This is a genomic window from Streptomyces sp. WM6386, from assembly GCF_000972385.1.
Taxonomy (GTDB): domain Bacteria; phylum Actinomycetota; class Actinomycetes; order Streptomycetales; family Streptomycetaceae; genus Streptomyces.
In genome coordinates, this window is the sequence record NZ_JXTE01000032.1 from 83,525 (window position 1) to 109,781 (window position 26,257).

At 69.7% G+C, this 26,257-nt stretch carries 21 protein-coding genes, 2 tRNA genes and 1 pseudogene; 6 read left to right on the plus strand and 18 right to left on the minus strand.

Annotation, left to right across the window (positions count from 1 at the left end):
• Window position 1: 1 nt before the first annotated feature.
• The 5 genes from pdxS to pgsA form a co-directional block, all read right to left on the minus strand.
• Window positions 2–907, minus strand: a complete 906-nt coding sequence (gene pdxS, locus TN53_RS20845) for a pyridoxal 5'-phosphate synthase lyase subunit PdxS (protein ID WP_046260088.1) — start codon at window positions 905–907, stop codon at window positions 2–4.
• A gap of 116 nt (window positions 908–1,023) precedes the next feature.
• A complete protein-coding gene (locus TN53_RS20850; RefSeq protein ID WP_046260089.1) occupies window positions 1,024–1,566 on the minus strand; it encodes a membrane protein in 543 nt (180 codons plus the stop codon).
• Between the two features lie 44 nt (window positions 1,567–1,610).
• Window positions 1,611–2,780 (minus strand): glycosyltransferase family 4 protein, encoded by a 1,170-nt coding sequence (locus TN53_RS20855; RefSeq protein ID WP_046260090.1) that lies wholly within the window; start codon window positions 2,778–2,780, stop codon window positions 1,611–1,613.
• Entirely contained in the window at window positions 2,777–3,685 is a 909-nt protein-coding gene (locus tag TN53_RS20860; protein ID WP_046260091.1) for a phosphatidylinositol mannoside acyltransferase, read from the minus strand. Before TN53_RS20860 ends, TN53_RS20855 begins: the two co-directional genes overlap by 4 nt.
• Window positions 3,682–4,410, minus strand: a complete 729-nt coding sequence (gene pgsA, locus TN53_RS20865) for a phosphatidylinositol phosphate synthase (RefSeq protein WP_046260092.1) — start codon at window positions 4,408–4,410, stop codon at window positions 3,682–3,684. Before pgsA ends, TN53_RS20860 begins: the two co-directional genes overlap by 4 nt.
• Window positions 4,411–4,648: 238 nt before the next feature.
• Between pgsA and TN53_RS20870 the strand changes: the two genes are divergently transcribed.
• A complete protein-coding gene (locus TN53_RS20870) occupies window positions 4,649–6,844 on the plus strand; it encodes an elongation factor G-like protein EF-G2 (RefSeq protein ID WP_046260093.1) in 2,196 nt (731 codons plus the stop codon).
• A gap of 219 nt (window positions 6,845–7,063) precedes the next feature.
• The gene (locus tag TN53_RS20875) at window positions 7,064–8,731 is read left to right on the plus strand and encodes a hypothetical protein (RefSeq protein WP_046260094.1); all 1,668 of its coding nucleotides are present in this window, start codon (window positions 7,064–7,066) and stop codon (window positions 8,729–8,731) included.
• A gap of 121 nt (window positions 8,732–8,852) precedes the next feature.
• On the opposite strand, the gene TN53_RS20880 is transcribed toward TN53_RS20875, so the two are convergent.
• A complete protein-coding gene (locus tag TN53_RS20880; protein ID WP_046260095.1) occupies window positions 8,853–9,410 on the minus strand; it encodes an HIT family protein in 558 nt (185 codons plus the stop codon).
• Window positions 9,411–9,477: 67 nt separating this feature from the next.
• Between TN53_RS20880 and TN53_RS20885 the strand changes: the two are divergent.
• Window positions 9,478–10,137 (plus strand): annotated as a pseudogene (locus tag TN53_RS20885) (ion channel).
• Window positions 10,138–10,176: 39 nt separating this feature from the next.
• Here the strand turns inward: TN53_RS20885 and thrS are convergent.
• From thrS to TN53_RS20900, 3 genes are all read right to left on the minus strand, one after another.
• Window positions 10,177–12,153 carry a threonine--tRNA ligase gene (gene thrS, locus TN53_RS20890; protein ID WP_046260096.1) on the minus strand — a complete coding sequence of 659 codons (1,977 nt, stop codon included), beginning with the start codon at window positions 12,151–12,153 and terminating at the stop codon, window positions 10,177–10,179.
• 91 nt (window positions 12,154–12,244) lie between these two features.
• Window positions 12,245–13,471 (minus strand): hypothetical protein, encoded by a 1,227-nt coding sequence (locus tag TN53_RS20895; RefSeq protein WP_046260097.1) that lies wholly within the window; start codon window positions 13,469–13,471, stop codon window positions 12,245–12,247.
• Complete coding sequence (locus TN53_RS20900) at window positions 13,468–14,034, minus strand: DUF4365 domain-containing protein (RefSeq protein WP_046260122.1); 567 nt, start codon at window positions 14,032–14,034, stop codon at window positions 13,468–13,470. Before TN53_RS20900 ends, TN53_RS20895 begins: the two co-directional genes overlap by 4 nt.
• Before the next feature lie 168 nt (window positions 14,035–14,202).
• Here TN53_RS20900 and TN53_RS20905 point away from each other — a divergent pair, with 168 nt between their 5' ends.
• Window positions 14,203–14,931, plus strand: a complete 729-nt coding sequence (locus TN53_RS20905) for a 3'-5' exonuclease (RefSeq protein WP_046260098.1) — start codon at window positions 14,203–14,205, stop codon at window positions 14,929–14,931.
• A gap of 56 nt (window positions 14,932–14,987) precedes the next feature.
• Here the strand turns inward: TN53_RS20905 and TN53_RS20910 are convergent.
• Together TN53_RS20910 and TN53_RS20915 are read right to left on the minus strand one after the other, a co-directional pair.
• Window positions 14,988–15,059 (minus strand) — tRNA-Val (locus tag TN53_RS20910).
• A 39-nt stretch (window positions 15,060–15,098) separates the two neighbouring features.
• A complete protein-coding gene (locus tag TN53_RS20915) occupies window positions 15,099–15,545 on the minus strand; it encodes an SRPBCC family protein (protein WP_046260099.1) in 447 nt (148 codons plus the stop codon).
• Between the two features lie 86 nt (window positions 15,546–15,631).
• On the opposite strand from TN53_RS20915, the gene TN53_RS20920 reads away from it, so the two are divergent.
• Complete coding sequence (locus TN53_RS20920) at window positions 15,632–17,968, plus strand: SCO7613 C-terminal domain-containing membrane protein (RefSeq protein ID WP_234441654.1); 2,337 nt, start codon at window positions 15,632–15,634, stop codon at window positions 17,966–17,968.
• 88 nt (window positions 17,969–18,056) lie between these two features.
• Here the strand turns inward: TN53_RS20920 and TN53_RS20925 are convergent, their stop codons facing one another.
• The 7 genes from TN53_RS20925 to TN53_RS20955 all read right to left on the minus strand — a co-directional run bounded on the left by TN53_RS20925 (window position 18,057) and on the right by TN53_RS20955 (window position 25,571).
• Window positions 18,057–20,792 carry a hypothetical protein gene (locus TN53_RS20925; protein WP_046260101.1) on the minus strand — a complete coding sequence of 912 codons (2,736 nt, stop codon included), beginning with the start codon at window positions 20,790–20,792 and terminating at the stop codon, window positions 18,057–18,059.
• Between the two features lie 112 nt (window positions 20,793–20,904).
• Entirely contained in the window at window positions 20,905–21,504 is a 600-nt protein-coding gene (locus tag TN53_RS20930) for a hypothetical protein (RefSeq protein WP_046260102.1), read from the minus strand.
• Window positions 21,505–21,528: 24 nt separating this feature from the next.
• Complete coding sequence (locus TN53_RS20935) at window positions 21,529–22,401, minus strand: carbohydrate ABC transporter permease (RefSeq protein ID WP_046260103.1); 873 nt, start codon at window positions 22,399–22,401, stop codon at window positions 21,529–21,531.
• Window positions 22,398–23,354 carry a carbohydrate ABC transporter permease gene (locus TN53_RS20940; RefSeq protein ID WP_046260104.1) on the minus strand — a complete coding sequence of 319 codons (957 nt, stop codon included), beginning with the start codon at window positions 23,352–23,354 and terminating at the stop codon, window positions 22,398–22,400. The genes TN53_RS20935 and TN53_RS20940 overlap by 4 nt, the downstream gene beginning before the upstream one ends.
• 14 nt (window positions 23,355–23,368) lie before the next feature.
• Window positions 23,369–24,655, minus strand: coding sequence for an ABC transporter substrate-binding protein (locus tag TN53_RS20945; protein ID WP_046260105.1), 1,287 nt, complete (start codon window positions 24,653–24,655; stop codon window positions 23,369–23,371).
• 328 nt (window positions 24,656–24,983) lie between these two features.
• Window positions 24,984–25,055 (minus strand) — tRNA-Val (locus TN53_RS20950).
• 63 nt (window positions 25,056–25,118) lie between these two features.
• On the minus strand, window positions 25,119–25,571 hold the full coding sequence (locus tag TN53_RS20955; RefSeq protein WP_046260106.1) for a TIGR02611 family protein: 453 nt from the start codon (window positions 25,569–25,571) through the stop codon (window positions 25,119–25,121).
• A gap of 191 nt (window positions 25,572–25,762) precedes the next feature.
• On the opposite strand from TN53_RS20955, the gene TN53_RS20960 reads away from it, so the two are divergent.
• Complete coding sequence (locus tag TN53_RS20960; RefSeq protein WP_004002642.1) at window positions 25,763–26,176, plus strand: SsgA family sporulation/cell division regulator; 414 nt, start codon at window positions 25,763–25,765, stop codon at window positions 26,174–26,176.
• The last annotated feature ends 81 nt before the right edge of the window (window positions 26,177–26,257 follow it).

The window sequence follows — 26,257 nt, forward strand, 5'->3', positions numbered from 1 at the left end:
ATTACCAGCCGCGGTTGGCGTAGCGCTCGGCCTCGGGGAGGGTGTCGCAGTTGATGCCGACCATGGCCTCGCCCAGGTTGCGGGACGCGTCCGCGATGATCTTCGGGTCGTCGTAGAAGGTGGTGGCCTTCACGATGGCGGCGGCGCGCTTGGCCGGGTCGCCGGACTTGAAGATGCCGGAGCCGACGAAGACGCCCTCGGCGCCGAGCTGGCGCATCAGGGCGGCGTCGGCCGGGGTGGCGACGCCACCGGCGGAGAACAGCACGACCGGGAGCCTGCCGAGCTCGGAGACTTCCTTGACGAGCTCGTACGGGGCGCGCAGCTCCTTGGCGGCGGCGTACAGCTCGTTGTTGTCGTAGCCGCGCAGACGGGCGATCTCGTTCTTGATCTGGCGCAGGTGACGGACGGCCTCGACGACGTTGCCGGTGCCGGCCTCGCCCTTGGAGCGGATCATGGCCGCGCCCTCGGCGATACGGCGCAGGGCCTCACCGAGGTTGGTGGCGCCGCAGACGAAGGGGGTCGTGAAGGCCCACTTGTCGGAGTGGTTGACCTCGTCGGCCGGGGTGAGGACCTCGGACTCGTCGATGTAGTCGACGCCGAGCGACTGCAGGACCTGGGCCTCGACGAAGTGGCCGATGCGGGACTTGGCCATCACGGGGATGGAGACCGCCTCGATGATCTCCTCGATCATGGTGGGGTCCGACATCCGGGCCACGCCGCCGTCCTTGCGGATGTCGGCGGGGACCCGCTCCAGGGCCATGACGGCCACGGCGCCGGCGTCCTCGGCGATCTTCGCCTGCTCGGCGTTGACCACGTCCATGATCACGCCGCCCTTGAGCTGCTCGGCCATGCCGCGCTTCACACGGGCGGTGCCGGTCTCGAAAGCCTGGTTCTCGGTGCTGGACACGGGTTGACCTCGCTGATGTGAAAAGAGGATTTCTGCAGCACCGAGGAAACGTGAAGAGAGCAGTCCACAGCAAGGGCCAATGGAGAGCCGGTGGATCGTTTTCCGAGCGGGCGCGGCTACGCGGTCCGGTCCACCAGGGCCACAGGAGGCTCGTCGTCCATCTCGAACGCCATCGGGAACGGGGCGTGGCCCGCCAGCCGGAACCAGCGGACCTTGCGGTGGCGTCGCAGGGCACGGGCGGCCCGTACGGCGTCGTTGTGGAAGCGCCGGGCCATCGGCACCCGGCGCACCGCCTCGGTCAGCTCCCGGACGGCCTCCACTCCCCCGGGTGCCTCCCGCACCGTCTCCACCTGCGGAGTCTCCGCGAAGACGGCCCGCAGGGCCTGGGTCAGCTCGCTCTCGGCGACCTCCCGTTGCTCCTCCTCGGCCTGCCGCGCGGCGTGCGCCGCCTCGTAGAGCACGATCGAGGCGGCCGGGTCGAGGACACCGGAGGTCGCCAGTTCCTGGGTCACCGAGGCGCGCCGCAGCAGCTGCGCGTCCAGCGCGGCACGGGCGGCGTCGATCCGGGCGTGCAGCCGGTCCAGTCGTCCTGCGGTCCAGCTCAAGTAGAGGCCGATCGCGATCAGGGCGACGAGGATCCAGATGAGGGTTGAGGTCACGGGCGCAAAGGTTACCGACGTACGGCCCCGGTCTTACGCGCCCCTCAGTCCCGCGCCAGCCCGAACCGCGACAACAGGCTCGTGGTGCGGTCGTCCTCGGCCGCTGCCACCGCCGCCGCGCCCGCCGTCACCGTCTCGTACACCGACAGGATGTCCGCGCCGACCGTCGACCAGTCGAACCGCCGTACGTGGGCGCTCCCGCGTTCCCGCAGTTCGGCCCTCCGCTCCGGATCCGCCAGCAGCCGCAGCGCCGCGTCGGCCAGGGCGTCGGCGTCCTCGTTGGCGAAGAGTTCGCCCGCCGCACCCTGGTCGAGCACCTGGGCGAAGGCGTCCAGGTCCGAGGCGAGGACCGGGGCCCCCGCAGACATCGCCTCGACCAGGATGATCCCGAAGCTCTCGCCGCCGGTGTTGGGAGCGACGTACAGGTCGACGCTGCGCAGGAAGCGCGCCTTGTCCTCGTCGCTGACCATGCCGAGGAACTCCACACGCGAGCGGAGTTCGGCCGGCAGGTTCTCCACGGCCTCCTCCTCGTCGCCGCGTCCGGCGACCAGGAGCCGGGTCTGCGGGCGCTCGGCGAGGATCTTGGGCAGCGCCTTCATCAGCACCGGCAGGCCCTTGCGGGGCTCGTCGATGCGTCCGACGAAGCCGAGGGTGTCGCCCTGCCACTCGGGGTTGGGCTCGGCCTTGGCGAAGAAGTCGACGTCGACGCCGTTCGGGATGACGACCGCGTCCCCGCCGAGGTGCTCCACCAGCGTGCGGCGGGCGTACTCGCTCACCGCGATGCGCGCGCTGATCTTCTCCAGGGCGGCCTGGAGGATGGAGTACGCGGCGATCATGGCCTTGGAACGCGGGTTCGAGGTGTGGAAGGTCGCGACGAGCGGCCCCTGCGCCGCCCAGCAGGCCAGCAGGCCCAGGGAGGGCGAGGACGGCTCGTGGATGTGGACGACGTCGAACTCTCCGTCGTGCAGCCAGCGGCGCACGCGCGCGGCGCTGAGGAAGCCGAAGTTCAGCCGGGCCACCGAGCCGTTGTAGGGCACCGGCACCGCGCGGCCCGCCGAGACGACGTAGGACGGCAGCGGGGTGTCGTCGTCGGCCGGGGCCAGGACGGACACGTCGTGGCCGAGGCGGATGAAGTACTCGGCGAGATCGCGGATGTGGAACTGGACGCCGCCCGGCACGTCCCAGGAGTACGGGCAGACGATGCCGATCCTCACGAAGGCCCCTTACTGGGGTCGAGATCCTTGAGCCACAACCGCTGCAGCATGTGCCAGTCCTCCGGATGGTCGGCGATCCCCGAGGCGAAGGCATCGGCCAGCGCCTGTGCCATGACAGACGTCTTCTCGGCGCGGGTACCTGTCTCGGGTACCTCGACCGGGGGGTGCACCCTGCCCCGCATGACGGGCGAGTCGTCGTACCAGAGCGTCACCGGCAGCAGCAGCGCTCCGGTCTGCTGGGCGAGGAGCGCCGGGCCCGCGGGGATCCGGGTCGCCTCGCCGAAGAACTGGACCTCCACGCCGGAGGAGGACAGGTCGCGCTCGGCGACCAGGCAGACCAGGCCGCCGTCGCGCAGCCGCCGGGCCAGGGTGCCGAAGGCGGTGCCGCCGCTGTGCGGCAGGACCTCCATGCCGAGGCCCTCGCGGTAGGCGACGAACCGGTCGTACAACGTCTCCGGCTTGAGCCGTTCGGCGACGGTCGTGAACGGCGTCTCCAGCGTGGTGGTGACCCAGGCGCCGGCGAGGTCCCAGTTGGCCATGTGCGGCAGCGCCAGGACGACGCCCCGGCCGGAGGCGAGGCCCTCGGTCAGGTGATGCACGTCCTTGGGGTCGAAGCCGCCCCTGATGCGCTCCTTGCTCCAGGCGGGCAGCCGGAAGGACTCCATCCAGTAGCGCAGATACGAGCGCATGCCCGCGCGGGACAGTTCGGCGAGGCGCTCGGGGGTCGCGTCGGGCACCACGCGCGCGTAGTTGCTCTCCAGCCGCTGCACGCCCTTGCCACGCTGTTTCCAGGCGAGATCGGCGATGGTCCGGCCGAGGCGTACGGCGACCGGCTCGGGGAGCGTCTTCACCGCTCCCCAGCCGAGGCCGTACAGCGTGTCGGTGAGCCGGTCCTGGGCACTCACTTCGCCGCCTCGCTCCCCTGGGTCTCCTGCGGGGTGGCCGCGTCGGCCTCCGCCGCCTCACGGCGGACCGTGACGACGCGCTGGATCAGCGTGACCAGGCTGCCGACGGCGACGATCCACAGGGCGACCGGCAGCAGGTACTGGATGCCCGGCACACCGAACTTGTGCAGACCCGCGAGACCGGCCGCGACCAGGGAGATCACCAGCCGCTCGGCCCGCTCGACGAGACCGTTGACGGCGACCGGCAGACCGATCGACTCGCCCCGGGCCTTGGTGTACGACACCACCTGGCCGCTCGCCAGACAGAAGATCGAGACGGCGCACAGGACGAGGTCGTCACCGCCACCGGCGTACCAGAGGATGAAGCCGCCGAAGATCGCCCCGTCGGCGACCCGGTCCAGCGTGGAGTCCAGAAAGGCGCCCCAGCGGCTGGAACGGCCGAGCTGGCGGGCCATGTTGCCGTCGACCAGATCCGAGAACACGAACAGCGTGATCACGATCGTGCCCCAGAAGAACTCGCCCATGGGGAAGAAGACCAGCGCCCCCGCGACCACCCCCGCGGTACCCAGCAGCGTCACCGTGTCGGGACTGACGCCCCTTCTGATGAGAAATGCGGCGAACGGCGTGAGGACACGCGTGAAGAATGCACGCGCGTACTTGTTCAGCATGGCCTTCCCGAGGGTCGGTGTGGCCGCGCGGCCCCTGCTGGCCACCGGCTGGCCCATCGTAGCCACGCGCGCGCATGTGCGAACGCCGGGCACTCGCGCCCCGTGTCACGGCCGCATGGCATACGGGTAACGGCAGGATCGCGTCCGCCGTATGGACGCACCGTGACGGGAGTGGAAAGCTCGAAGAACCGCGGGCGTCACCGGAGCCGCCATCGCTGGGGGCACCTCCCGGACGAAGTCTGGGGGAGGATCCGCAGCGCCCACAGTGACCTCACCGTGCACGGGAGGCAAGGCCATGGGCGACAAGGCGAACGCACACCCCGGAGCCGCCGGCAGGGCAACAGCGGCCGACCACCCCGCGTCCGTACGGAATGTGGTGCTGGTCGGCCACTCCGGATCGGGCAAGACGACATTGGTGGAAGCTCTCGCGCTGACAGCGGGGGCGGTGAACAGGGCGGGCCGCGTGGAGGACGGCGGCACCGTCTCCGACTACGACGAGATCGAACACCGGCAGAACCGTTCGGTGCAGCTCTCCCTGGTGCCCGTCGCATGGGACGGCATCAAGGTCAATCTCCTCGACACTCCCGGATACGCCGACTTCGTCGGTGAACTGAGGGCCGGTCTGCGAGCGGCGGACGCGGCCCTTTTCGTCGTCTCGGCCTCCGACGGCGTGGACGGCTCGACCCGCATGGTGTGGGAGGAGTGCGCGGCCGTCGGCATGCCGCGGGCGCTCGTGATCACACACCTGGAGTCCGCGCGGGCGGACTTCGAGGCGATGACACGGACCTGTGCTCAGGCGTTCGGCGGGGACGACCCCGACGCCGTGCTCCCCCTGTATCTGCCGCTGCACGGCCCGCAGGGGCCGGACGGGCACGCACCCGTGACCGGTCTGACCGGACTCCTGTCGCAGAAACTGTTCGACTACTCCTGCGGTGAGCGCAAGGAGTCCGAGCCGGGCGAGGACCAGCTGCCGGAGATCGAGGAGGCCCGCAACCGGCTGATCGAGGGGATCATCGCCGAGAGCGAGGACGAGACCCTCATGGACCGCTACCTCGGCGGCGAACAGGTCGACGTCAAGACACTGATCGAGGACCTGGAGCGGGCCGTCGCACGCGGCGTCTTCTTCCCCGTCCTCGCCGCCGCCCCCGCGGCCGACGGCGCCAAGCAGGGGCTCGGCACCGTCGAGGTGCTGGAGCTCATCACCCGGGGCTTCCCGACCCCCTTCGAACACCCCACGCCGGGTGTCACCACCATCGACGGCACACCGCGCGAGGTGAAGGCCTGCGACACGGACGGCCCGCTGGTCGCGGAGGTCGTCAAGACATCCTCCGACCCCTACGTCGGGCGCGTCTCCCTCGTCCGCATCTTCTCCGGCACGCTGCGCCCCGACGAGACGGTGCACGTCTCCGGACACGGTCTGGCCGACCGCGGGCACGAGGACCACGACGTCGACGAACGCGTCGGCGCACTGTCCACCCCGTTCGGCAAACAACAACGCCCGGTGACGCACGCCATCGCCGGCGACCTGGTGTGCGTGGCCAAGCTGAACCGCGCGGAGACCGGCGACACCCTCTCGGCCAAGGACGACCCGCTCCTGATGGAGCCCTGGGAGATGCCCGACCCGCTGCTGCCGCTCGCCATCGAGGCGCACAGCAAGGCCGACGAGGACAAGCTCTCGCAGGGCCTGAGCCGGCTGGTGGCCGAGGACCCGACCATGCGGCTCGAACAGAACCAGGACACCCACCAGGTGGTCCTGTGGTGCCTGGGCGAGGCACACGCCGACGTGGCGCTGGAGCGGCTGCGCAGCCGGTACGGCGTCCAGGTCGACGTCGTACCGCACAAGGTCTCCCTCCGGGAGACGTTCGCCGACAGGTCGGCGGGCCGCGGCCGGCATGTGAAGCAGTCCGGCGGGCACGGGCAGTTCGCCATCTGCGCGATCGAGGTGGAGCCGCTGCCGGGCGGCTCGGGCATCGAGTTCGTGGACAAGGTCGTCGGCGGCGCGGTGCCCCGGCAGTTCATCCCCTCCGTCGAGAAGGGTGTGCGGGCCCAGGCCGCCAAGGGTGTCGCGGCCGGCTACGCGCTCATCGACGTACGGATCACACTGCTCGACGGCAAGGCGCACTCGGTGGACTCCTCCGACGCCGCGTTCCAGACGGCCGGCGCACTGGCGCTGCGGGAGGCTGCGGCGGACGCGAAGATCCACCTTCTCGAACCGGTGGCCGAGGTGAGCGTTCTGGTCGGCGACGACTACGTGGGCGCCGTGATGAGCGACCTGTCCGGGCGGCGCGGCCGGGTGCTCGGCACCGAGCAGACCAGCGGGAACCGCACCGTCGTCAAGGCCGAGGTACCGGAGATCGAGATCGGCCGGTACGCCGTCGACCTGCGCTCCCTGTCGCACGGCACGGCACGCTTCAACCGCTCCTACGCACGGCACGAACCCATGCCGCCGCAGATCGCCGAGAGGATCCGTGAAGAGGCGCGCGACTCCTAGAAGTTGGCGCGGGGCACACTGCAAGTGGCTTTCCTGGAACGCTCCCCTCCGAGTCGGCGGGCGGCTTCGGCCGTCCGCCGACGAATGTCGGTGGCGACGGATACGCTGATGACAGTGATCAAGTCGGGCCCGGATGCCGGGACGGCCTGATCAACAGGTGTGCGGGGCAAGGAAGTCGGGAAGGCCGCAGGAGCGACCAGGCGGCGATCGGGGGCGGGCATGACCGTTGGGACCGGTTACGAGAGCGTCTTCGGACCACAGGTTCCGCTCTCGGGCCAGGAGAGCCAGACAGCCACGTTCGCCCTCGCTTCAGCCGCATACCGGGACAATCCGGTCGAAGACATAACGAAGGCCAACAGCGAATGGCACGAGACCACGGTCAAGGAGGGCCAGAAGTGGACCGGCGGCCTCTTCAAGCCCAACCTCGGTGAGGCGTTCTCCCGTGCCGTGATCGAGCGCATGATCGGCCCGGGACGCAAACCCCTCATCCAGTCCTTCGGCACCGAACCGCAGGTCGTCGTCGACCACTGCCTGGCGGCCTACCGCCTCCGCCGGGAGCGGGACAAACGGCTGTCCGCCGTCATGGTGCTGTGCGGTGTGCTGTTCCTGCCCGGGCTCCTGGTCTGGCTCCTGGTCTTCACGATCCGCACCACCATCGACAAGAACCCCAACAAGAAGGCCTCCGCCCTCGCCACGGCCCTGCTCGTCGGCGTCGGCGCACTCGCCGTCCTCTTCCTGGTCAAGATGCCGTTCACGGGCTTCTGGGGCTGGTACGCACGCGCATGCGTGGTCCTTCCCGTCATCGGCTGGTTCTGGGCCAAGCAGATCTGCGATCGCTCGACGAGGGACCTACGGGGCCGCTGGGACGGACTGATCGCGGGCAGCAGTGTCGGAGCCCAGGTCCCCGAGGCGGTGCCGAGCAGCCCCGGTGAGACCCAGGCCGAGCAACTGCGCCAGTCGCTGGCCAGGTTGGGCACCGAGCAGCAGTCCAACTCCGTCTTCTACGCCGGCCCCAAGGGCATCCTGGGCATGGGCACGCGCTGGGGCAGCTGGCAGCTCGCCGAGGACCTGGTCCAGGCCGACCCCACCCGGGAGATCCACCCGTTCCGCAGCTGGGACGTCATCCGCGCCATCCACGACAAGCTGCGCATGCTGGAGCGGAACACGATCAACACCGGCGGCTTCCCGAAGGCATCCATACGGCACTGGATCGTCACGCCGATCGGGGAGAACGCCAAGGCGGTGGCCCGGACCGAGCAGTCGACGGACATCGAGGCGTTCCAGCACCGGGCCCACTCCATACAGGACATCTGCAACAAGCAGCAGTTCGGCAGCGGGGACCGGCACTACCTCGGGGTGCAGTGGACGCTGTGGGACGGCCAGTTGATCCTCACGATGATGATCACCGTCACCGTGCTGCACGAGACGCTGCGCATCGAGGTCACCGGACATGCGCTGGGCCCGGTCAACCCGCTGTTCATGGGCAAGCCCGAGGACCCGACGAGGGACGTCCAGAAGTCGTTCCGGCCCTGGGAGACCCGCAAGGTGAAGCTCCCGCTGGTCCCCACCAACGAGGTCGTACGTCTCGCCGTCCGCGCCCCGCTCTCCTGGTACCCGCCGCTGCTGAACTGGCTCGGCGGGACGATAGCCCTCCCCGAGCCGTTCGGTCTGCGGCACGTCTGGGCCGACAAGCCCTGGCGCCACCGCTTCATGGCCGACGACGCGATGCGCGCCGCGACGCCCGTGCTGCGCGTGGTGCACGCGGCGGCCATCAAGGTCCTGGAGGACAACGGCGTGGACACGGAGAAGTTCGGCAACCGTTCGGCGTTCCTCAGCACCGCGGTGCAGGACCCGTCACCGAGGAAGGCCGACCTGTACGACGCGTAGGCCTCCGGCGGTTCAGCCGCGTGGGTGGGTCTGGGTCCCGGCCCGGGGCCGCGCCCCCGGACCCCCCTTCAGACCCCCTTCGGCCTGAACGGCCTCGTCCTCGAACGCCGGACGGGCTGGTCTATGCAGGCCAGGCGTCCGCCAGCATCTTCCGGGTATCGGCGAGCAGTTGCGGCAGCACCCTGGTGTGGCCCACGACCGGCATGAAGTTCGTGTCGCCGCCCCAGCGCGGCACGATGTGCTGGTGGAGGTGGGCGGCGATACCGGCGCCGGCCACCGTGCCCTGGTTCATGCCGATGTTGAAACCGTGGGCGCCGGACGCGGTGCGCAGCGCGGTCATCGCCTGCTTGGTGAGAGCGGCGAGCTCGACGGTCTCCGGCTCGGTCAGGTCGGTGTAGTCAGCGACGTGACGGTAGGGCACGACCATCAGGTGGCCGCCGTTGTACGGATACAGATTCAGCACGGCATACACCTGCTCACCGCGCCGGACGATCAGGCCGTCCTCGTCGGACTTGGCCGGGATGGAGCAGAAGGGGCATCCGTCGTCGGCACCAGGGCCGGTCGGCTTGTTCTCGCCCTGGATGTAGGCCATCCGATGGGGCGTCCACAGACGCTGGAACGCGTCCTGGGTCCCCACTCCCCACTGCTGCTCCGGCTCACTCGTCATGCAGGGAAGCATATGACTTCGCCCGTTCGCGGCGTGTCGGCGGGGTTGCGGCGAAACCCCCTCGGGCCAAGCTGGGCCGGTGGACGATGACAGCCCCAAGGACCGCTGGGAGCGGCGCACCGAGGTCCCCCTCGCCGTGGCGTCACTGGTGTTCCTCGCCTCGTACGCGATCCAGGTCCTGGCGCATGATCTGCCGGACCGCCGACGGGACCTGTGCCTCGTGGCGATGCTGGCCGCGTGGGCGCTGTTCGCCGCCGACTACGCCGTGCGCGCTGGCGGCTCAGCGGACAGCGGCTGCGCTTCGTACGGACGCAGTGGCTGGACACGCTCGTGCTGGTGCTGCCCCTTCTCCGCCCCCTGCGGGTGGTGAAGGTCTACGAGGCCGTCCAGCGCCGGCACGGCCGGCCCCGGCTCGCCCTGCACGCACGCGTGATCGTGTACGCCGGCCTGTCGACGCTCCTGCTCGGCTTCGCGGGCGCCCTCGCCGTCTACCAGCAGGAACACGGAGCCCCCGGAGCGACCGTGCGCACCTTCGGGGACGCCGTGTGGTGGACCTGCGCCACCCTCGCGACCGTCGGCTACGGCGATGTCTCCCCCGTCACGCCGACGGGACGCCTGATCGCGGTCGGGATCATGGCCATCGGCCTGGCACTGCTGGGCGCGGTCACCGGCACCTTCGCCTCCTGGCTGCTCCAGGTGTTTCTCACGGGAGGACGACGAGAGGCCCCCGGGAAGCTGAGCCGGGGGCCTCTCAAAGGCCTTCGCCGATCGCGAGGGATCAGACCTGGACCCGATCCTCGACGACCTTCGCGATCTTCGCGAGGGCCTCGTCGAACGGGATGCCGTTGTCCTGCGAACCGTCGCGGTAGCGGAAGGAGACCGAGCCGCCCGCCATGTCCTCGTCGCCCGCGATGACCATGAAGGGCACCTTCTGCTTCTGGGCGTTGCGGATCTTCTTCTGCATCCGGTCGGAGGAGGAGTCCACGTCGACGCGCAGACCCTGCTTCTTGGCCGCGGCCGCGAACTTCTCCAGGTACTCGACGTGCGCGTCACCGATCGGGATGCCCACCGCCTGGACCGGGGCCAGCCACGCCGGGAACGCGCCCGCGTAGTGCTCCAGGAGGACCGCGAAGAACCGCTCGATGGAGCCGAACAGCGCGCGGTGGATCATGACCGGGCGCTGCTTGGAGCCGTCGGGGCCGGTGTACTCCAGGTCGAAGCGCTCGGGCAGGTTGAAGTCGAGCTGGATGGTCGACATCTGCCAGGTACGGCCGATGGCGTCCTTGGTCTGAACGGAGATCTTCGGGCCGTAGAAGGCGGCGCCGCCCGGGTCGGGAACCAGGGGCAGGCCCTGCTTCTCGGCCACCTGGCGGAGGGTCTCCGTGGCCTCCTCCCAGACCTCGTCCGAGCCGACGAACTTCTCCGGGTCCTTGGTGGACAGCTCCAGGTAGAAGTCGGTCAGACCGTAGTCCCGCAGCAGGCCGAGGACGAAGGTGAGCGTCTTGTCGAGCTCCTCCGACATCTGCTCACGGGTGCAGTAGATGTGCGCGTCGTCCTGCGTGAAGCCACGGGCACGGGTCAGACCGTGCACGACACCGGACTTCTCGTACCGGTACACGGTGCCGAACTCGAAGAGGCGCAGCGGCAGTTCACGGTACGAGCGGCCGCGCGCGTCGAAGATCAGGTTGTGCATCGGGCAGTTCATGGGCTTGAGGTAGTAGTCCACGCCCTCGTCGAGCTGCATGGGCGGGTACATGCCGTCGGCGTACCAGTCCAGGTGCCCGGACTGCTCGAAGAGCTTCCCCTTCGTCGCGTGCGGGGTGTAGACGAACTCGTAGCCCTCCTCCTCGTGGCGGCGGCGCGAGTAGTCCTCCATGACCCGGCGGATGATGCCGCCCTTGGGGTGGAAGACGGCGAGGCCGGAGCCGATCTGCTCCGGGATGGAGAACAGGTCGAGCTCGTTGCCCAGCTTGCGGTGGTCGCGCTTCTCGGCCTCGGCGAGGAAGTCGAGGTGCGCCTTCAGCTCGTCCTTGGAGGGCCAGGCGGTGCCGTAGATGCGCTGGAGCATCGGGTTCTTCTCGCTGCCGCGCCAGTAGGCGGCCGCGTTGCGCATCAGCTTGAACGCCGGGATGTTCCGGGTGGTGGGCAGGTGGGGACCGCGGCAGAGGTCCTTCCAGCACAGGTCGCCGGTCTTGGCGTCGAGGTTGTCGTAGATCGTCAGCTCACCGGCACCGACCTCGACGTCCGCGCCGTCGTCGGAGGAGGCCGAGCCCTTGAGACCGATCAGCTCCAGCTTGTACGGCTCGGCTGCCAGCTCCTCGCGGGCGTCCTCGTCGGTCACCACACGGCGGGAGAAGCGCTGTCCCCTCTTCTGGATCTCCTGCATCTTCTTCTCGATGGCCTTGAGATCCTCGGGCGTGAACGGCTTCTCGACGTCGAAGTCGTAGTAGAAGCCGTCCTTGACCGGCGGGCCGATGCCCAGCTTGGCCTCGGGGAAGAGCTCCTGCACGGCCTGCGCCATGACGTGGGCGGTGGAGTGGCGCAGGATGTCGAGACCGTCCTTGGAGGAGATCTCGACGCCCTCGACCTCGTCGCCCTCGGCGACGACGTACGCGAGGTCCTTCAGCTCACCGGCCACGCGCGCGGCGATGATCGAGCGCTCGCCGGCGAAGAGCTCGGCGGCCGTGCTGCCCGTCGTCACCGTGCGCTCTTCCCGCTCGGAATCGCGTTGGATGATCACACGGACGTCTGACACCGGTCTCTCCTGACTGAAGGTGGATGCGGGCGCCGTACCGTGAGCGCGCGCAATAGGGGATCGTACCGACCCCGGGCCCACCTCCGCGAAATCAGTCCCCTGCGGGGGCCTCCCCGCAGGCCTCCTCGAAGAAGTCGAGATTCTCCTGGAGGGACTTCATCAGCCGGTCCCGCTCCGCCTCGTCCACCTGCACGGGCGCGACCCCAAAGGCGCCGGTGAGCCGGCGGAACCCGCCCCGGCTCTCCAGCCTCCCGCGCACCCGCACCGGCAGCCCGACGAGGTGCGCGTGCCCCGCGATCCGGTACGCCTCCTCGTCCAGGGTGAGCCGGATGTGCGGCACCTCGGCGCCCGCGATCACCCGCAGCCGTACGCTGCCGTCCCCGCGCGGACCCGACCGGCGCATGCGCACCACCGCGCCGGTGATCCGCACCGGCACGGACGGCTCCTCGCGCAGATAGCGGGCCCCGGCCTCGCGCAGCACGGGCAGATCGCCGGGCGAGAACTCGACGGGCTCGACCCCCGCGGCACAGCCCGAAGGCACCCCGGCGGCCGGCGCCCACTCGACGGCGATGCGCGCCCCCTCGGTCCCGCGCACGAGGGCGATCAGCGCCTCGGTGAGCTCGCGGCTGACGCCCGCCTCGACGGCGCCGTCGAAGGCGTCCATGCCGCCGGTGGCGCGCTGGTAGTCGATGGCCTCGCGGGCGGCGTACAGGGCCTGGTGGAGGCGTACGGCGAGGGGGCGGCCGTTGCCGACGGGCACGAAGGCGGTGAGGCCGCCGCCGGTCGCCGTACCGACGAGCACGCTCTCCATGAGGGTGGCGGCGGCGCGGCGGTGGCGGGCGCCGTAGTACCCGGCACGCGCGCGTGTGGCGAGCGCGCCGGCGAGCAGCATCTGGCGGGCGGCGGCGCGCAGTTGTTCCTCCACCGTCCAGGGCGCGGTGCCGCCCGGTCCGGTCGGGGCGTCCCGCCACCAGCGGATCTCGTCGCTGGGCACGGCGAGGCCGACAAGGACCTCGCGGGCGGAGGGCGTGCCGCTGCGGGCGAGGGCGACGAGCGCCTCGCCGAGCAGGTCGTCGCTGTCGGGGAAGGCGCGGCTCTCGGGCACCAGCAGGCTGGTCCCGCCGGTGCCCTGACCGGGCGGGGTCCAGCGGCCGTAGCGTCCGGGGGCCCCACCGCGGCGCTGCCAGCCGTGGCGGTGCAGCAGGGCGGCGAGGACAGCGGGGTCGACCTCGTCGGGCTCGGGGGCGCGGTCCCAGGCGGCGTCGGCAGGGTGCGGGCGCACGGGCCTCAGCACCTCCTCCATGGGCCGGTGGGTCATGGTCTGCCTCCCGTCCCGACCCGCGTCATGATCTCGCACAGCGCCCGGTCGTCGAAGATGCGTGAGGTCGGTATCCGCACGGTGGTCCGGGTCCGGCCGGTGATCGGGTGGCCGGCCAGGTTGACCCAGTAGCAGCAGTGTCTGAGGTCGAGCCGGTCGTGGCTGGCGCGCAGCCAGTCGTCCTGGGATCTCGGCACGAGCATGACGACGAGGATCTTGTGCACCGAGACGGGGGTGCGCGCGAGTTTGCGCAGATGGTCGTTGTCGAGCGTGAAGGAGAAGAAGCGTCCCGGGGGGTTCGGCGGGACCTGGTACGTGCACTTGAGCTGCACCTTGATGGTGACCTCGTCGTCGACGGTGTGCCCGGGCGAGCCGTGACTGACGTGCCAGTCGATGCCATTGTCCGGGAAGGGTTGCGACAACGAGCAGCCGGCTGCCGCCGCGACGGCGTGCAGATAGCCCACCTGCAGGGTCTCCATGCAGGCGGTGGTGGCGAGTGTGCCGCGAAGGGGGCCCGTGCGCTCGGGCAGCAGCCCGCCCCGCTCGGGCTGCGCTATCGCCATGACCAACAGCCTTCCACGTTCGGTGAATCCGCACCGCGGGTCGCTGAACTGCAAAGACCCGTATTCCTGTTGTGTCCTTCCGGCGTACGGCGCAAACAGCCCGGGTATCACCAAACTGGCAGAAGACGGTGCGTCAGCTGCCGTGGGTGAACGAGGGGTTGAGTTGGAATGACGTGCTGGTACGAAGGGCCCCTGGCCGCCTTCGACACGGAGACCACGGGCGTCGACGTCGAGACCGACCGGATCGTGTCGGCCGCCGTCGTCGTCCAGGACGCCCCGGGTACCCGGCCGCGGGTGACCCGATGGCTGGTGAACCCGGGTGTTCCGGTGCCGGAGGCGGCGACGGCGGTGCATGGACTGACGGACGACCATCTGCAGCGCAACGGCCGCTGGCCGGCGCCGGTGATGTACGAGATAGCGGAACACCTGACCGAGCAGGCCGCCGCGGGCCGCCCGCTGGTGGTCATGAACGCGCCGTTCGATCTGACCATCCTGGACCGGGAGTTGCGCCGCCATCGGGCCTCGTCGCTGGACCGCTGGTTCGAGTCGTCGCCGCTGCTGGTGCTGGACCCGAGAGTCCTCGACAAACATCTGGACCGCTACCGCAAGGGCCGTCGCACGCTGACGGACCTGTGCGCGCACTACGAGGTCACGCTGGACGGCGCGCACGACGCGGGCGCGGACGCGCTGGCCGCGCTGGATGTCGTACGGGCTGTGGGGCGCCGTTTCGCGGCCCGGCTCGAGCGGCTGAGCGCGGGCGAGGTGCACGCGCTCCAGGCCGGGTGGCACGCGGCGCAGGCGCGGGGGCTGCAGGCGTGGTTCGCGCGCAGTGGCACCCCGGAGGTGGTGGACACGGCGTGGCCGCTGCGTCCGGAGCTGCCCGCGGCGGCCGCCTGAGGAGGGCCTCGACACAAAGAAGCCGGTCCGCGTGACGCGGACCGGCTTTCTCCCGGTGGGCGATACTGGGTTCGAACCAGTGACCTCTTCGGTGTGAACGAAGCGCTCTCCCACTGAGCTAATCGCCCGGGAACGGACTGAACAATACAGGTCCCCGCGCCCTTCCTTCAAACCGCTTCCAAGTACGCGGCCAGACCCCGTCGTCCGGCCCGCATCATCAACCAGTGGTTGGCTCGGAACACCGGCCGTCCGGGCACGGCGAGGCGCCTCAGGAGCGGCTTGTTCACATCGACCACCTGCTCGTAGCGGGCGAGGCTGCGCGCCCCGTCCCCGTCGATCGTCCAGCGCGCCCATCCCTCCAGGTCGCCGGTCATGTCGATCTCCAGCACTCCGGCCGCCCGGTCGCGCCGCACCTCTCGCGCGGTGAAGACCAGGTCGTAGGGCAGGGTGGCCCGGATCGTGATGATGCCGGTGGTGTCGTCGAGACGGTCGACCTCGCGAACCTGGGGCCACCAGCGGGGGTAGTCCTCGGCCTGTTCCAGGGCGTCGTAGACGGTGGCGGGCGGCGCGCTCAGGGCCCACTGCGTACGGAAGCGGTAATGGGTCCAGTCCATGCACAGAGTCTGCCCGCACGGATCTGAGTACGGTCTGAGTACGCGCACTCATGCCCTACGACGTGACGCGGACCACACTCCAAGGTATGACGCACATTCCGCCCCCGGCCGAGGAGCTGCGGCTCCTCGATGCCGAGCTGTGGCAACTCGACCGCCGCCGGGCCCAGTTGCTGACCCGACGGGCGTGGCTGGTCGCCGCGCTGCAGCCGCGGCCGACGACGAAGCCGGCCCCTGTGGCCTCGCCTCGCCCTGAGACGAGCGCTCCCGGCGTGCAGAACCTTCTCCTGCTGCTGGGCGGTGTCCTGCTGACGATCGCCGCGATGGTGTTCACGCTGGTCAGCTGGGGGCATCTGGGGATCGCCGGCCGGGGTCTGGTGCTCGGCGCACTCACGCTGGCCGCGCTCGCCGCTCCGCTGCCCCTGGTGAAGCGCGGGCTGCGCTCGACGGCCGAGACGGTGGCGGGTCTGGGTCTGGCGCTGACGGTGCTCGACGCGTACGCGCTGTACGAGGTCGCCTTCCCCGGGACGGGCGGCGCGGGCTACACGGCGACCGCGTCGGCGCTGCTGGCGGGGCTCTGGCTGGCCTACGGCCTGCTACCGCGGGCGGCGGAGCTGCGTCTGCCCCTCCCGGCCGCGCTGACCGCGGCCCAACTCCCGCTGTTCTGCTGGGCGATCTCGTCCTCCGTGGGCGCCCACGGCATCGCGGCCGCGCTGCTGGTGACGGCCGCGTTCGACACAGTTGTCGCGCTCCGGGTGACGATCGGGTCCGTACGTGTCGTCGCCACCGTCGGCGCGTACGGCCTGGGCTCCTCGGGCGCACTGACGGCCGGCTGGTTGTCCTGGACGGCCACCGGTCCGAGCGCCGCCGCCCGTGCGGCGGCGCTCGTCCTCCTCGCGGCGGCGATCGCCCTGGGCGCGGCCTGGCGCGGCGGCCTGGGCAAGGGCCACACCGTCGGCCTCGCCGTGACCTCGGGTCTCCTCGCGGTCGCCGCGCTGGGCGGCGCGGTCCGCCCCGCGGTGCCGGACGCGTGGACGGTTCCGATGCTTCTCGTCTGCGGGATCGCCCTGTTGGCGGCCGTGCGGATCGGCCGGCTGCCGGAGACGGTTCGCGATGGGCTGGCCTGGTCCTCCGCCGTCGTGCAGGGGCTCGCGGTGCTGTGGGCGCTGCCGCTCGTGGCGCTCACTCTGCTGGGGCCGGTCGCCTGGACGTCCCGGGCGTGGTCCGGGGCGCCGGCGAACATTCGTGGGGCGGTGACGGTGGACGCGCCCTGGCCGCCGGACATGGGGGCGGCTCCGCTCGTCCTGGTGGCCGTCGCGGCGGTGCTCGCCCTGGCGGTCAGGAACACCGACCGGCACGCCCGGGCCCTGACGGGCGCACTGGTGCTCATCTGGGCCGCGGCCCTGACGGTTCCGGCGGTCCTCGAACTCCCCTACACGACCGGCCTGTTGATGCTCGGCGCGCTGACCGCGGTCGCGCTCGCCGCTCCGTACGGGCAGCCGACGGCGACGATCCTCGCCCTCGCCACCTCCGCCAGCCTCTCCTTCACCGCGCTGGCCTCACAGACGGCGACCCTCACCACGCTCGGCGCCCTCACCGCGTTCTTCGCGGCGGTCTCCTGGCGGCTCACGTCCATCACGGCCCCGGCCGCCCTCGCGTACGCCACCGCGCTGGCCTGCGCGACGGGAGCGGCCGCGGACTGGCAGCCGCAGCACACCGCGTTGCTGGTCCTGGTGGTCCCGGTGGCCGCGGCCCTGATCGCACCGCGCGTGACCGAGCGGATTCCCCTCGAGGTGGCGGGTGCCGTCGCCGGACTGCTCGCCATCGGACTCGCCGCGACCGACCTGCCGATGCTCGCCCTGGTCCTGGCCCTGTGCGCGGTGATCGCCGCGGGCACCGCGCTCCGCCCGGACCGCCGTCCCGTCGGCTACGCGGCCGCCGTGCTGTTCGTCCTCGCCACCTGGGTACGCCTGGCGGCCTGGGACGTGACGATGCCCGAGGCCTACACCGTCCCGGTGACCGTCCCGGCGCTCGTCATCGGCTTCCTGCGCATCCGCCGCAAGCCGCGGACCTCGTCCTGGACGGCGTACGGCCCCGGCCTCGCCGCCACCCTCCTGCCGAGCCTCGCCGCGGCCTGGGCCGACCCGCACTGGACCCGCCCCCTCCTGCTGGGCCTGGCCGCCCTGTCACTCACCCTGCTCGGCGCCGGCTACAACCTCCAGGCACCGCTCCTGCTGGGCGGCACGGTCCTGACCCTGGACGCCCTGCACGAACTCGCCCCGTACATCGTCCAGGTGACGGACGCCCTCCCCCGCTGGGTACTTCCCGCCCTGGCCGGCCTGTTGCTGCTCGCACTGGGAGCGACGTACGAGCAGCGCATCAGGGATGTCCAGAGGATGCGGGACATCCTGGGAAGGATGAGCTGACCCACCCAGGGGCGCGGGGCTGTGTCGATATGCGGCTACCGCCGCGTGAGCGCGACCAGCCACAACAGCCCCGCAGCCCCCAGGCCCGCTACGGCATCTTGTCCCCGAGCAGCGCCAGGTTCTCGATGGCGGCGAGCCCGTACAACGCGGTGTCGTTCGTGGCCACCCAGGCCGCCTCACTACCCGGCACCAACGCGACCGGCCCGCTCAGCTCCTCCGTCTTCCAGGGCGCCGACTCCTTGTACCCGTCGGAGTTGTAGAACTTGTCCCAGGCACGCTTGGCGAGCTTCGCGTCCCCGGTCTGCACCGCCGCGTACGCGTCGAGCCGCGAGTGCCCCTGGAACAGCAGCAGCGTGCCGAAGTTGGACCCGTACCGCGCCGCCTGCTCGGCCTTGGTGGCGTTGAAGTAGCGGCAGTAGTCGTAGTACGCCTCGTTGAACTTCGGGATGTCGACGAGGTCGATGAGCTCGGCGCACAGTTCGTTGAGCCCGAAGACCGCGGAGAGGTGCGAGACCCCGACCACCGGTGCCGAGGCGATGGCGAACTTGCCGGTGTCCAGGTCGTACAGCCCGCTCCCCTGTACGAATCCGTTCGGCTGGGCGCCGATCGTCTCCATGGTCGACAGCACGCGCGCCTTGGCCTTCTCCCACTTGGGGCCCTTGCGCTCCCACTCGGTCAGCCAGGCCGACACGAGCCCGCTCCAGTCCGTGCCGAAGCCGATCGACAGCGCGTGGCGGTCGGGGGTGTACGGCTCGGTGCGGATCTTGCGCAGCGGGTCGAGCGCGAGGAAGGTCTCGTCGGAGTCGACGTTGGCGTGCATGAGGTCGCCGACGCGCTCGTCCGCGGTGAGGAAGTAGTAGTAGCGGCGGTACGTCGTGTTGGCGATGCGCTGCTGCTTGGCGCTGTCGGCGTAGTGCTGCACACCGTGCCGGGTGCCGAGCCCGGCCCACTTGCCCAGGTGGTAGACGTCGACCTCACCGGTGTGCCGTGTCATCGCCTCGGCGAAGCGGAAGATGTCCGCGCGACCGGAGCGGATGTACGCGAACCAGAGCCAGAGGTCTGGCGACAGTTCGGAATTGTCCCACGCGTACCCACCGATGTCGTACCGCCACTGGTGCCGCACCGTGTCATAGGTGTGCATGATGTCGCCGTAGTCCCAGAAGCCGTACCAACGGCGCTGCTCCACTTGGTCCTTGTAGTAGGTGAACAGGAAGTCGAGGTGGTCCTCGATCTTCGCCTTGGCGGGCGTGGAGCGGTCGGGCTCGGAGTACAGGCCGGGGCCGAAGACCTTGGCCTTGATGAGCTGCTTGGGGGGCGCGGCGAGCTGTGGCAGCACCCGTACGGCCTCGACCTGTTCGGCGAGTTTCGCCGGAGTCGGGGTCGTCTCGTTGGCCCAGAACAACAGCTCCGACGTACGCGCGATGCCGTACGGGGTGCCGAACTCGGGCTCGTAGTCCTCGTAGGTGATGTTGAGGCCTTCGAGCTGCTCGGCGAAGGTGTCCTGGCCCATGCCGTCGTGGTAGAAGCGCAGGTCCATCGGCTGTGCCTCGGGCGACCAGAGCCAGAGGGTGACCTCGGCCTCGTCGGTCTGGGCGTCGCGGATGTCGAGCTGGGCGGGGAACTTCTCCCAGAAGTCCCGCAGGCCGAAGGAGAGTCCGCCGCTGGCGCCACCGACGTAGCCGAAGCCGGACGCCCGCTTGCCGCCGCCGGCGCCGATCCAGCCGTGGCCCTTCTTGGTGCGCTTGCGCAGGTTGAAGCCGTCGGCGGAGAGCTGGGAGAGGGTGTAGTCGCCCCACTCGGGGATGTACTGGAGTCGGGTGGTGACCCGCTGGTCCCAGGTGGCCGGGTCGGGCAGCTTCTCGCCCGCGTACTGGGCGGCCTGCACGGCGGCGCCCGGGTCGCGGCGCAGACCGGTGATGCCCTTGACGGCCTCGCGCAGCAGTCCGGTGCCGTCACCGCCGATGCGGATGTGACGGTCGTAGGACTGGTCGCGCATCGGCACGGTGAAGCGGACGCCGATGCCACGGATGAAGTCGCCGCTGGCCTTGCCCGGCTCCTGGGTGCCGTCGAAGGTGATGGTGTGCACCATGCGGAAGGAGTCGGCGCCGGCGTAGAAGTACAGACGGATGGCGAACGGCAGCCAACTCCGGTTGCCCTTGCGGTGCTTGCCATCGATGCGGACGACCGCGCGGACCGGGCCGTCCTGTTCGACGGTGACCTCGGAGATGGCGCCGTCGAAGCGCTCGGTCTTGACCGCGCCCTGGTCCTCGTCCTCGATCTCGGGCTGGCGGATCAGCACGAGCCTGCCGTTCTTGGCGATCTCGGTGGAGCCGCGGGTGACCGACTTGATCAGCGTGGCACCGGACTTGCCGATCTTCGCGGTGATGACGCCGGTGGAGACGGTGATGGTGCCACCGCTCTTGTCGACGGTGACCTTCTTGTCCGGTACGGCGGCCTCGCCGGCGGCGAGGGTGAGCTTGCCGTCGCCCGAACTCACGGCGTGGGCGGTCCACTTGAGGGACCCGTCCGGCCAGTAGGCGATCGGCCAGGACTGCACGGGTACGGACTTGCCGTCCGCGTCCGTCAGCGCGAAGGTCTGGTCCTCCTGGTAGGTGCCCTTGGGCCAGGGCACGCCGAGAGTGGAGCCGGGTGCGGCACCCAGCCCGCCGTCCTCCAGCCAGTCCAGGGTCACGGGATCGGCGTCGGCTTCCGCGGCTCTCGGCGCGGCCTGCGCGTCCTTGGCTCCTAGGGCCCAGCTGAACTGTGCGGCGGCGCCGGCGACGGCGGCCGCCTTGAGGATGGACCTGCGGGGGATGGGAGACATAGGGGTCCTGCCTTTCCTTCCGTGCGGGAAGCTTTTCCGTGCAGGTGGTCAGGGGCATGACAGAGAGAGGTGCGACGCCCGGGGCGCCGACCTGGTGCGAGGGCACCGCCCGTCAGCGGCGCCGGTAGCGCTCCTCGACGGCGACGGCCGCCGCCGCGACGGCCCCGAGGACGGGGACCGCCAGCGGTGCGATGAACATGGCGGACAGGGCCACGACGCCCAGCCCGCAGACGATCAGGAAGGATCCGGCGGGATCGAGCACGGTCCGCCGCCCGGCGTCCGCGAGCAGCAGCCGCCAGGCGTCACCGGGCGTCCAGTGCGCCGCCGCGCGCAGCAGGGCCACGGCGAGCCCGATCAGCGCGAAGATGCCGACGGCCCCGACGAGCGGCCCACCGGGCAGACCGGCCCGCGCGGCCTGGACGTCCACCCAGACCGCGGCGGCCACCGCCCACCCGGCGAGCCCGACGACCCACCCGCCGCGCAGAGCCGTACGGAAGTCCGCGACGAACTCCCGCCAGCCACCGCTCTCGTGCGTCGTACGACGCCGTAGATGCCGCGCGCCGGCGGCGAAGGCCGCGGGATAGGTGACGACCCCGAGACAGGCCACGGCGATCCATACCCCGGTGAGCAGGGACTCGGCGAAGACCGCGAACCGCTCACCGAACATGGACTCCCTGCGCCGGGAGCGGGCCTTCACTCGTGCTTCCGCCATGGTGACCGCCTCAGTCCTTTCCGCTCACTTCAGTCCGGACGTCGCCATACCGTCGATGAGATACCGTTGGAAGGCCATGAAGAAGGCGATGACCGGCACCAGCGCCACCAGCGACATCGCGATCATGCTGCCGTAGTTGGAGATGCCCTCCTGATCGCGGAACATCATCAGGCCGAGCGAGACGGTGTACTTGTCGGGGGTGTTGAGGTAGATCAACGGCCCCATGAAGTCGTTCCACGCGTTGATGAAGGTGAAGATCGCGCTGGTGATGAGGGCGGGCCGGCACAGCGGCAGCACGATGGACCAGTAGGTCCGCAGATGCCCGCAGCCGTCGAGCTTGGCGGCCTCGTCCAGTTCCTTGGGGAGGCCGCGCATGAACTGCACCATCAGGAAGACGAAGAAGGCTTCCGTGGCCAGGAACTTGCCCGCGACGAGCGGCACCAGGGTGTCGGTGAGCTCAAGCTTGCGGAACATCACGTACTGCGGGATGAGCAGGACGTGATACGGCAGCAGCAGCGTGCCGATCATCAGCGTGAACAGCAGGTTCCGCCCGGCGAACCGGATCTTGGCGAAGGCGTACGCGGTCAGCGAGCTGGACAGCACGACACCGGCCACGGCGAGCCCCGCGTACATCAGCGAGTTCGTGAAGAACGTGCTGATGGAGATGCCGGAGATACCGTCGGCGAGCGCGGAGAAGTTCGCCCAGACCGGCTTGACGGGCAGCAGGTCGATGCTGGCGATGATGTCCTTGCTCGGCTTGAACGAGGCACCGATCACCCAGATCACCGGGTACAGGACGACCGCGAGGACGGCGAGCGAGCCCACGTGCCAGGCGATCGAACCGGTGCGCTTCCGCTCGTTGGCGGTGCGCACGGCGGGGGTGCTGACACTGGTCACTTGGCGGCCTCCTCGTAGTGCACCCACTTCTTCTGCGACCAGAACAGGACCGCCGTGACGAGCGCCACCGCGACCACCAGCGTCCAGGCCATCGCGGAGGCGAAGCCCATCTGGGCCTCCTTGAAGCCCTTCTGGTAGAGGTAACAGGTGTAGACGAGGGTGGCGTCGGCGGGCCCGCACTGGGTGTTGGAGACCACATAGGCGGACCCGAACACCTGGAACGCGTGGATGGACTCCAGCAGCACGTTGAAGAACAGCACCGGGGAAATCATCGGCAGCGTGATGTTCCAGAACCGCCTGAGGGGTCCTGCCCCGTCCATCTCGGCGGCCTCGTACAGCTCCTGCGGAACCTGCTTGAGCCCGGCCAGGAAGATGACCATCGGCGCGCCGAACTGCCAGATACTCAGCGCCACCAGCGCGTAGATGACGTAGTCCGGGTTGCCGATCCAGCCGCCCACGTCGAGCCCGAAGACCTTCTGCGAACGGTCCACGATCGCGTCGTCCGAGAACAGCGCCCGCCACACGAAGCCGACGGAGACGCTGGCGCCGATGAGCGAGGGCATGTAGAACGCGGCCCTGTACAGCCCCTGTCCGCGCCGTTTCTGCGCGAGCAGCAGCGCGACACCGAGCGCGAGCAGCAGCTTCAGCGGGGTGGCCACGACGACGTACTTCAGCGTGACCTCGACCGACTTCTGCCAGCGCGGGTCCTGGAACATGGTCGTGAAGTTGTCGAAGCCCACCCACTCCGGTGGAGTGAAGAGGTTGTAGCGGGTGAACGCGTAGTACAGCGACGCGATCATCGGCCCAGCCGTGAGCACCAGGAACCCGGCGATCCACGGCGACATGAAGAGATAGCCGGCGATGTTCTCGCGGCGCCGCCCGCGCCGCCCGGCGGAAGGAGCGGTGGACCGCTTCTTCGCCGGACGCGCGGGCGCTTCCTTGACGAGCGTCATGGTGGTACGTCCCCTCAGCCCGCGAACGCGGCCTTGGCCTCGCTGAACAGCGCCTTGGCGGCGTCGGCCGGCTTGGTCTTGCCCTGGGAGACCTCGCCGCCGATGCGCAGGAACGCCGCCTCGATGACGTCGGCGCCCGACGGGTGCGGGGTGATCTTGCCGAGCACCCCGGCCTTGGCGACCTCGTCCTCGTAGGCCGCGACACCCTTGTTCTGGGCGTCGGCCGGCTTGAACGCGTCGTACTGCTCGGTCGTGGAGAGGATGCCGCGGTCGTAGCCCATGATCTTGCCGACCTCGGGGTCGTGGACCATGAAGCTGATGAACTGGGCGACTTCCTTGGGGTGCTTGGTCCCGGAGAAGGCGCTCAGCATCAGCGAACCGAGGTACTGGCCGGTCTGCTTGCCGTCCGTGGTGGGGATCGGCGCGAGCCCGTAGTCCGACTCGCCCTCACCCTCGTAGCGGATGGAGAAGTTGTCCCAGGTGAACTCGGACGCCGCGAGCCCTGCCGAAAGGCCGGACTTGGGCTGGACCTGCTCGATCTTCTTGGGATCGGCGACGAGCCCGGACCTCACGCGCTTGTAGCCGTCCGTCCACCACTGCGTCAGGTCGTCCTCGGTGAAGCCGAGATCGGAGTCGGTGAAGAACGCCTTGCCGTTCTGACGGAGGTACAGGTCGTACAGGTACATGATGGCGTGGTAGCCGGTGTCGCCGGCGATCTTCAGCTTGTCCTGGATCGTCTGGAGCGCGTCGAAGTACTCGTCCCAGGTCCAGCCCATCTTCGCCTCGACGCCCGCCTTCTTGAAGGCCTTGAGGTCGATGACGAGCGCCATGGTGTTGGCGCCGACGGGGATGCCGAGCTGCTTGCTGTCGACCTGACCGTTCGCCAGAACGCCGTTGCGGAAGTTGTCCAGGCTCAGATTCCCGGCGTCCGCCTGCGCCTTGAGGTCCAGAAGAATGCCGCGCTTGTCGTACTTGCGCAGGAAGCCGACGGCATTCTGGAATACGTCCGGCGGATTTCCACCGGAGGCCTGCGTCTGGAACTTCTCCCAGAACGCCAGGTAGTCGGTGAATTCAGGCTTGATCTTGATCTTCGGGTTCTTCTTCTCGAAGACCGCGATCGCCTTCTTCATGGCGATGGTGCGCGGCTCGCCACCCCACCACGCGTAACGGAGTGTCACCGTCCCGTCGCCGGAACCACTGTCACCGCCGCACGCGGTCGTCGCACCCAGCCCGATGGTGGCGGCCGAGGCCCCGGCCACCTTCAGGATCGTACGCCTCTCAACATTCTTGCTGGTTCCCATGGTTGGGCCCCCTCCCCGCAGCGTCATTGCCGCCTGCATGAATCGTTTCAAGTAAGCGCTTGCTGGCACAAGTTACGAGGGGGCTCGGAATGCGTCAATGATTCGGACAGGATTTTCTTGTGGGCCTGCTGGGCGAGTTGACGGCACGTCGGAGCCGAACGGTCCCCCCAAAGAGGCAAAGCCGCAGGTGAGACGCGAGCATTCGACGGATCGAACGCGAACTGGCCTGTCGCGCCCGGACGTTGTCCGGCCGAAACTCGTCGGCGGCACGGAGGCCCGGAACGACGTCGGCCCGTCTGCACTGAGGCAGACGGGCCGACGGTCCGGGTGGGCGATACTGGGTTCGAACCAGTGACCTCTTCGGTGTGAACGAAGCGCTCTCCCACTGAGCTAATCGCCCGGACGCAGGAAGAACATTACCCCAAGTCAGGGGGTGCCCCCGCACCCCCCGCGGGGCCCCCGATCACTGGTCCTTGATGTTCCACGGCATCTCGAAGCCGAACTTGTAGAGGTAGACCCCGCCGATCGCGGCCACGATCACCAGGCCGATCGACGTCAGGATGATGTTGCGTCGGCGCACCTTGGGATCGAGCGCCTTCTGGGCCGCCTCCGTCACCTTGAGCTTGGTCCAGCGCAGCACCAGCTGGGCCCAGACGAACTCGGTCGCCCAGATCGCCATGCCGCCGAAGATCACGACCCAGCCGGGCCCCGGCAGCGGAAGCATGACGATGCCCAGGGCCACGACGGCAAGGCCGATGATGAAGATCCCGACCTGCCAGCTCAGGTGCAGCACGCGGCGCGCCTTGATGAATTCCGGCGCCTTCGAGCCGAGCCCGTGCCCGCTCTGCGCCCCGCTCGTCTTCGACTCGTCCGATGCCACGGCCACCTCGGCCTGCTCGTCACTCCCCGTATTCATACGGCCAAACTTTACCCGAGGGAAACCGGTCACCGAAATGGTCGTACCTCGCGAACAGGGTCTCGGCCGGAAGAGTTACGTAAAGGCACGCAAAACACTCAGAGGGGTTTACAACGGCACCGTAGGTGGCATGTCGATTTCGCCGACGTGCGAATCCCCGAGCGCACACTGAGCGAAAGGCCCTGGCGCTTATGAACACCACGGTCAGCTGCGAGCTGCACCTGCGCCTCGTTGTGTCGAGCGAGTCCTCCCTGCCTGTCCCCGCAGGCCTGCGGTACGACACGGCCGACCCCTACGCCGTGCACGCCACCTTCCACACCGGAGCCGAGGAGACCGTCGAGTGGGTGTTCGCCCGCGACCTCCTCGCGGAGGGCCTCCACCGGCCCACCGGAACCGGCGACGTCCGAGTCTGGCCGTCGCGCAGTCACGGTCAGGGCGTCGTGTGCATCGCCCTGAGCTCCCCGGAAGGTGAAGCATTGCTCGAGGCCCCGGCCCGGGCCCTGGAGTCCTTCCTGAAGCGAACGGACGCCGCCGTGCCCCCCGGCACGGAACACCGGCACTTCGACCTCGATCAGGAGCTCTCGCACATCCTGGCGGAGAGCTAGGGCGAGAGGTCCCACCAAGCCGCCCGGCGCCGTCGACTCGGGGTGACGGCTCGGGCCAAGACAACCGCATATGGGTACGCA

What these genes read in the sequence shown, in the direction of transcription:
- pgsA (WP_046260092.1), bottom strand. Translation starts at nt 4,410, where the DNA reads ATGGGCCAGCCGGTGGCCAGCAGGGGCCGCGCGGCCACACCGACCCTC.
- TN53_RS20870 (WP_046260093.1), top strand. Translation starts at nt 4,649, where the DNA reads ATGGGCGACAAGGCGAACGCACACCCCGGAGCCGCCGGCAGGGCAACA.
- TN53_RS20875 (WP_046260094.1), top strand. Translation starts at nt 7,064, where the DNA reads ATGACCGTTGGGACCGGTTACGAGAGCGTCTTCGGACCACAGGTTCCG.
- TN53_RS20880 (WP_046260095.1), bottom strand. Translation starts at nt 9,410, where the DNA reads ATGCTTCCCTGCATGACGAGTGAGCCGGAGCAGCAGTGGGGAGTGGGG.
- TN53_RS20895 (WP_046260097.1), bottom strand. Translation starts at nt 13,471, where the DNA reads ATGACCCACCGGCCCATGGAGGAGGTGCTGAGGCCCGTGCGCCCGCAC.
- TN53_RS20900 (WP_046260122.1), bottom strand. Translation starts at nt 14,034, where the DNA reads ATGGCGATAGCGCAGCCCGAGCGGGGCGGGCTGCTGCCCGAGCGCACG.
- TN53_RS20905 (WP_046260098.1), top strand. Translation starts at nt 14,203, where the DNA reads ATGACGTGCTGGTACGAAGGGCCCCTGGCCGCCTTCGACACGGAGACC.
- TN53_RS20915 (WP_046260099.1), bottom strand. Translation starts at nt 15,545, where the DNA reads ATGGACTGGACCCATTACCGCTTCCGTACGCAGTGGGCCCTGAGCGCG.
- TN53_RS20920 (WP_234441654.1), top strand. Translation starts at nt 15,632, where the DNA reads ATGACGCACATTCCGCCCCCGGCCGAGGAGCTGCGGCTCCTCGATGCC.
- TN53_RS20925 (WP_046260101.1), bottom strand. Translation starts at nt 20,792, where the DNA reads ATGTCTCCCATCCCCCGCAGGTCCATCCTCAAGGCGGCCGCCGTCGCC.
- TN53_RS20930 (WP_046260102.1), bottom strand. Translation starts at nt 21,504, where the DNA reads ATGGCGGAAGCACGAGTGAAGGCCCGCTCCCGGCGCAGGGAGTCCATG.
- TN53_RS20940 (WP_046260104.1), bottom strand. Translation starts at nt 23,354, where the DNA reads ATGACGCTCGTCAAGGAAGCGCCCGCGCGTCCGGCGAAGAAGCGGTCC.
- TN53_RS20945 (WP_046260105.1), bottom strand. Translation starts at nt 24,655, where the DNA reads ATGGGAACCAGCAAGAATGTTGAGAGGCGTACGATCCTGAAGGTGGCC.
- TN53_RS20955 (WP_046260106.1), bottom strand. Translation starts at nt 25,571, where the DNA reads ATGAATACGGGGAGTGACGAGCAGGCCGAGGTGGCCGTGGCATCGGAC.
- TN53_RS20960 (WP_004002642.1), top strand. Translation starts at nt 25,763, where the DNA reads ATGAACACCACGGTCAGCTGCGAGCTGCACCTGCGCCTCGTTGTGTCG.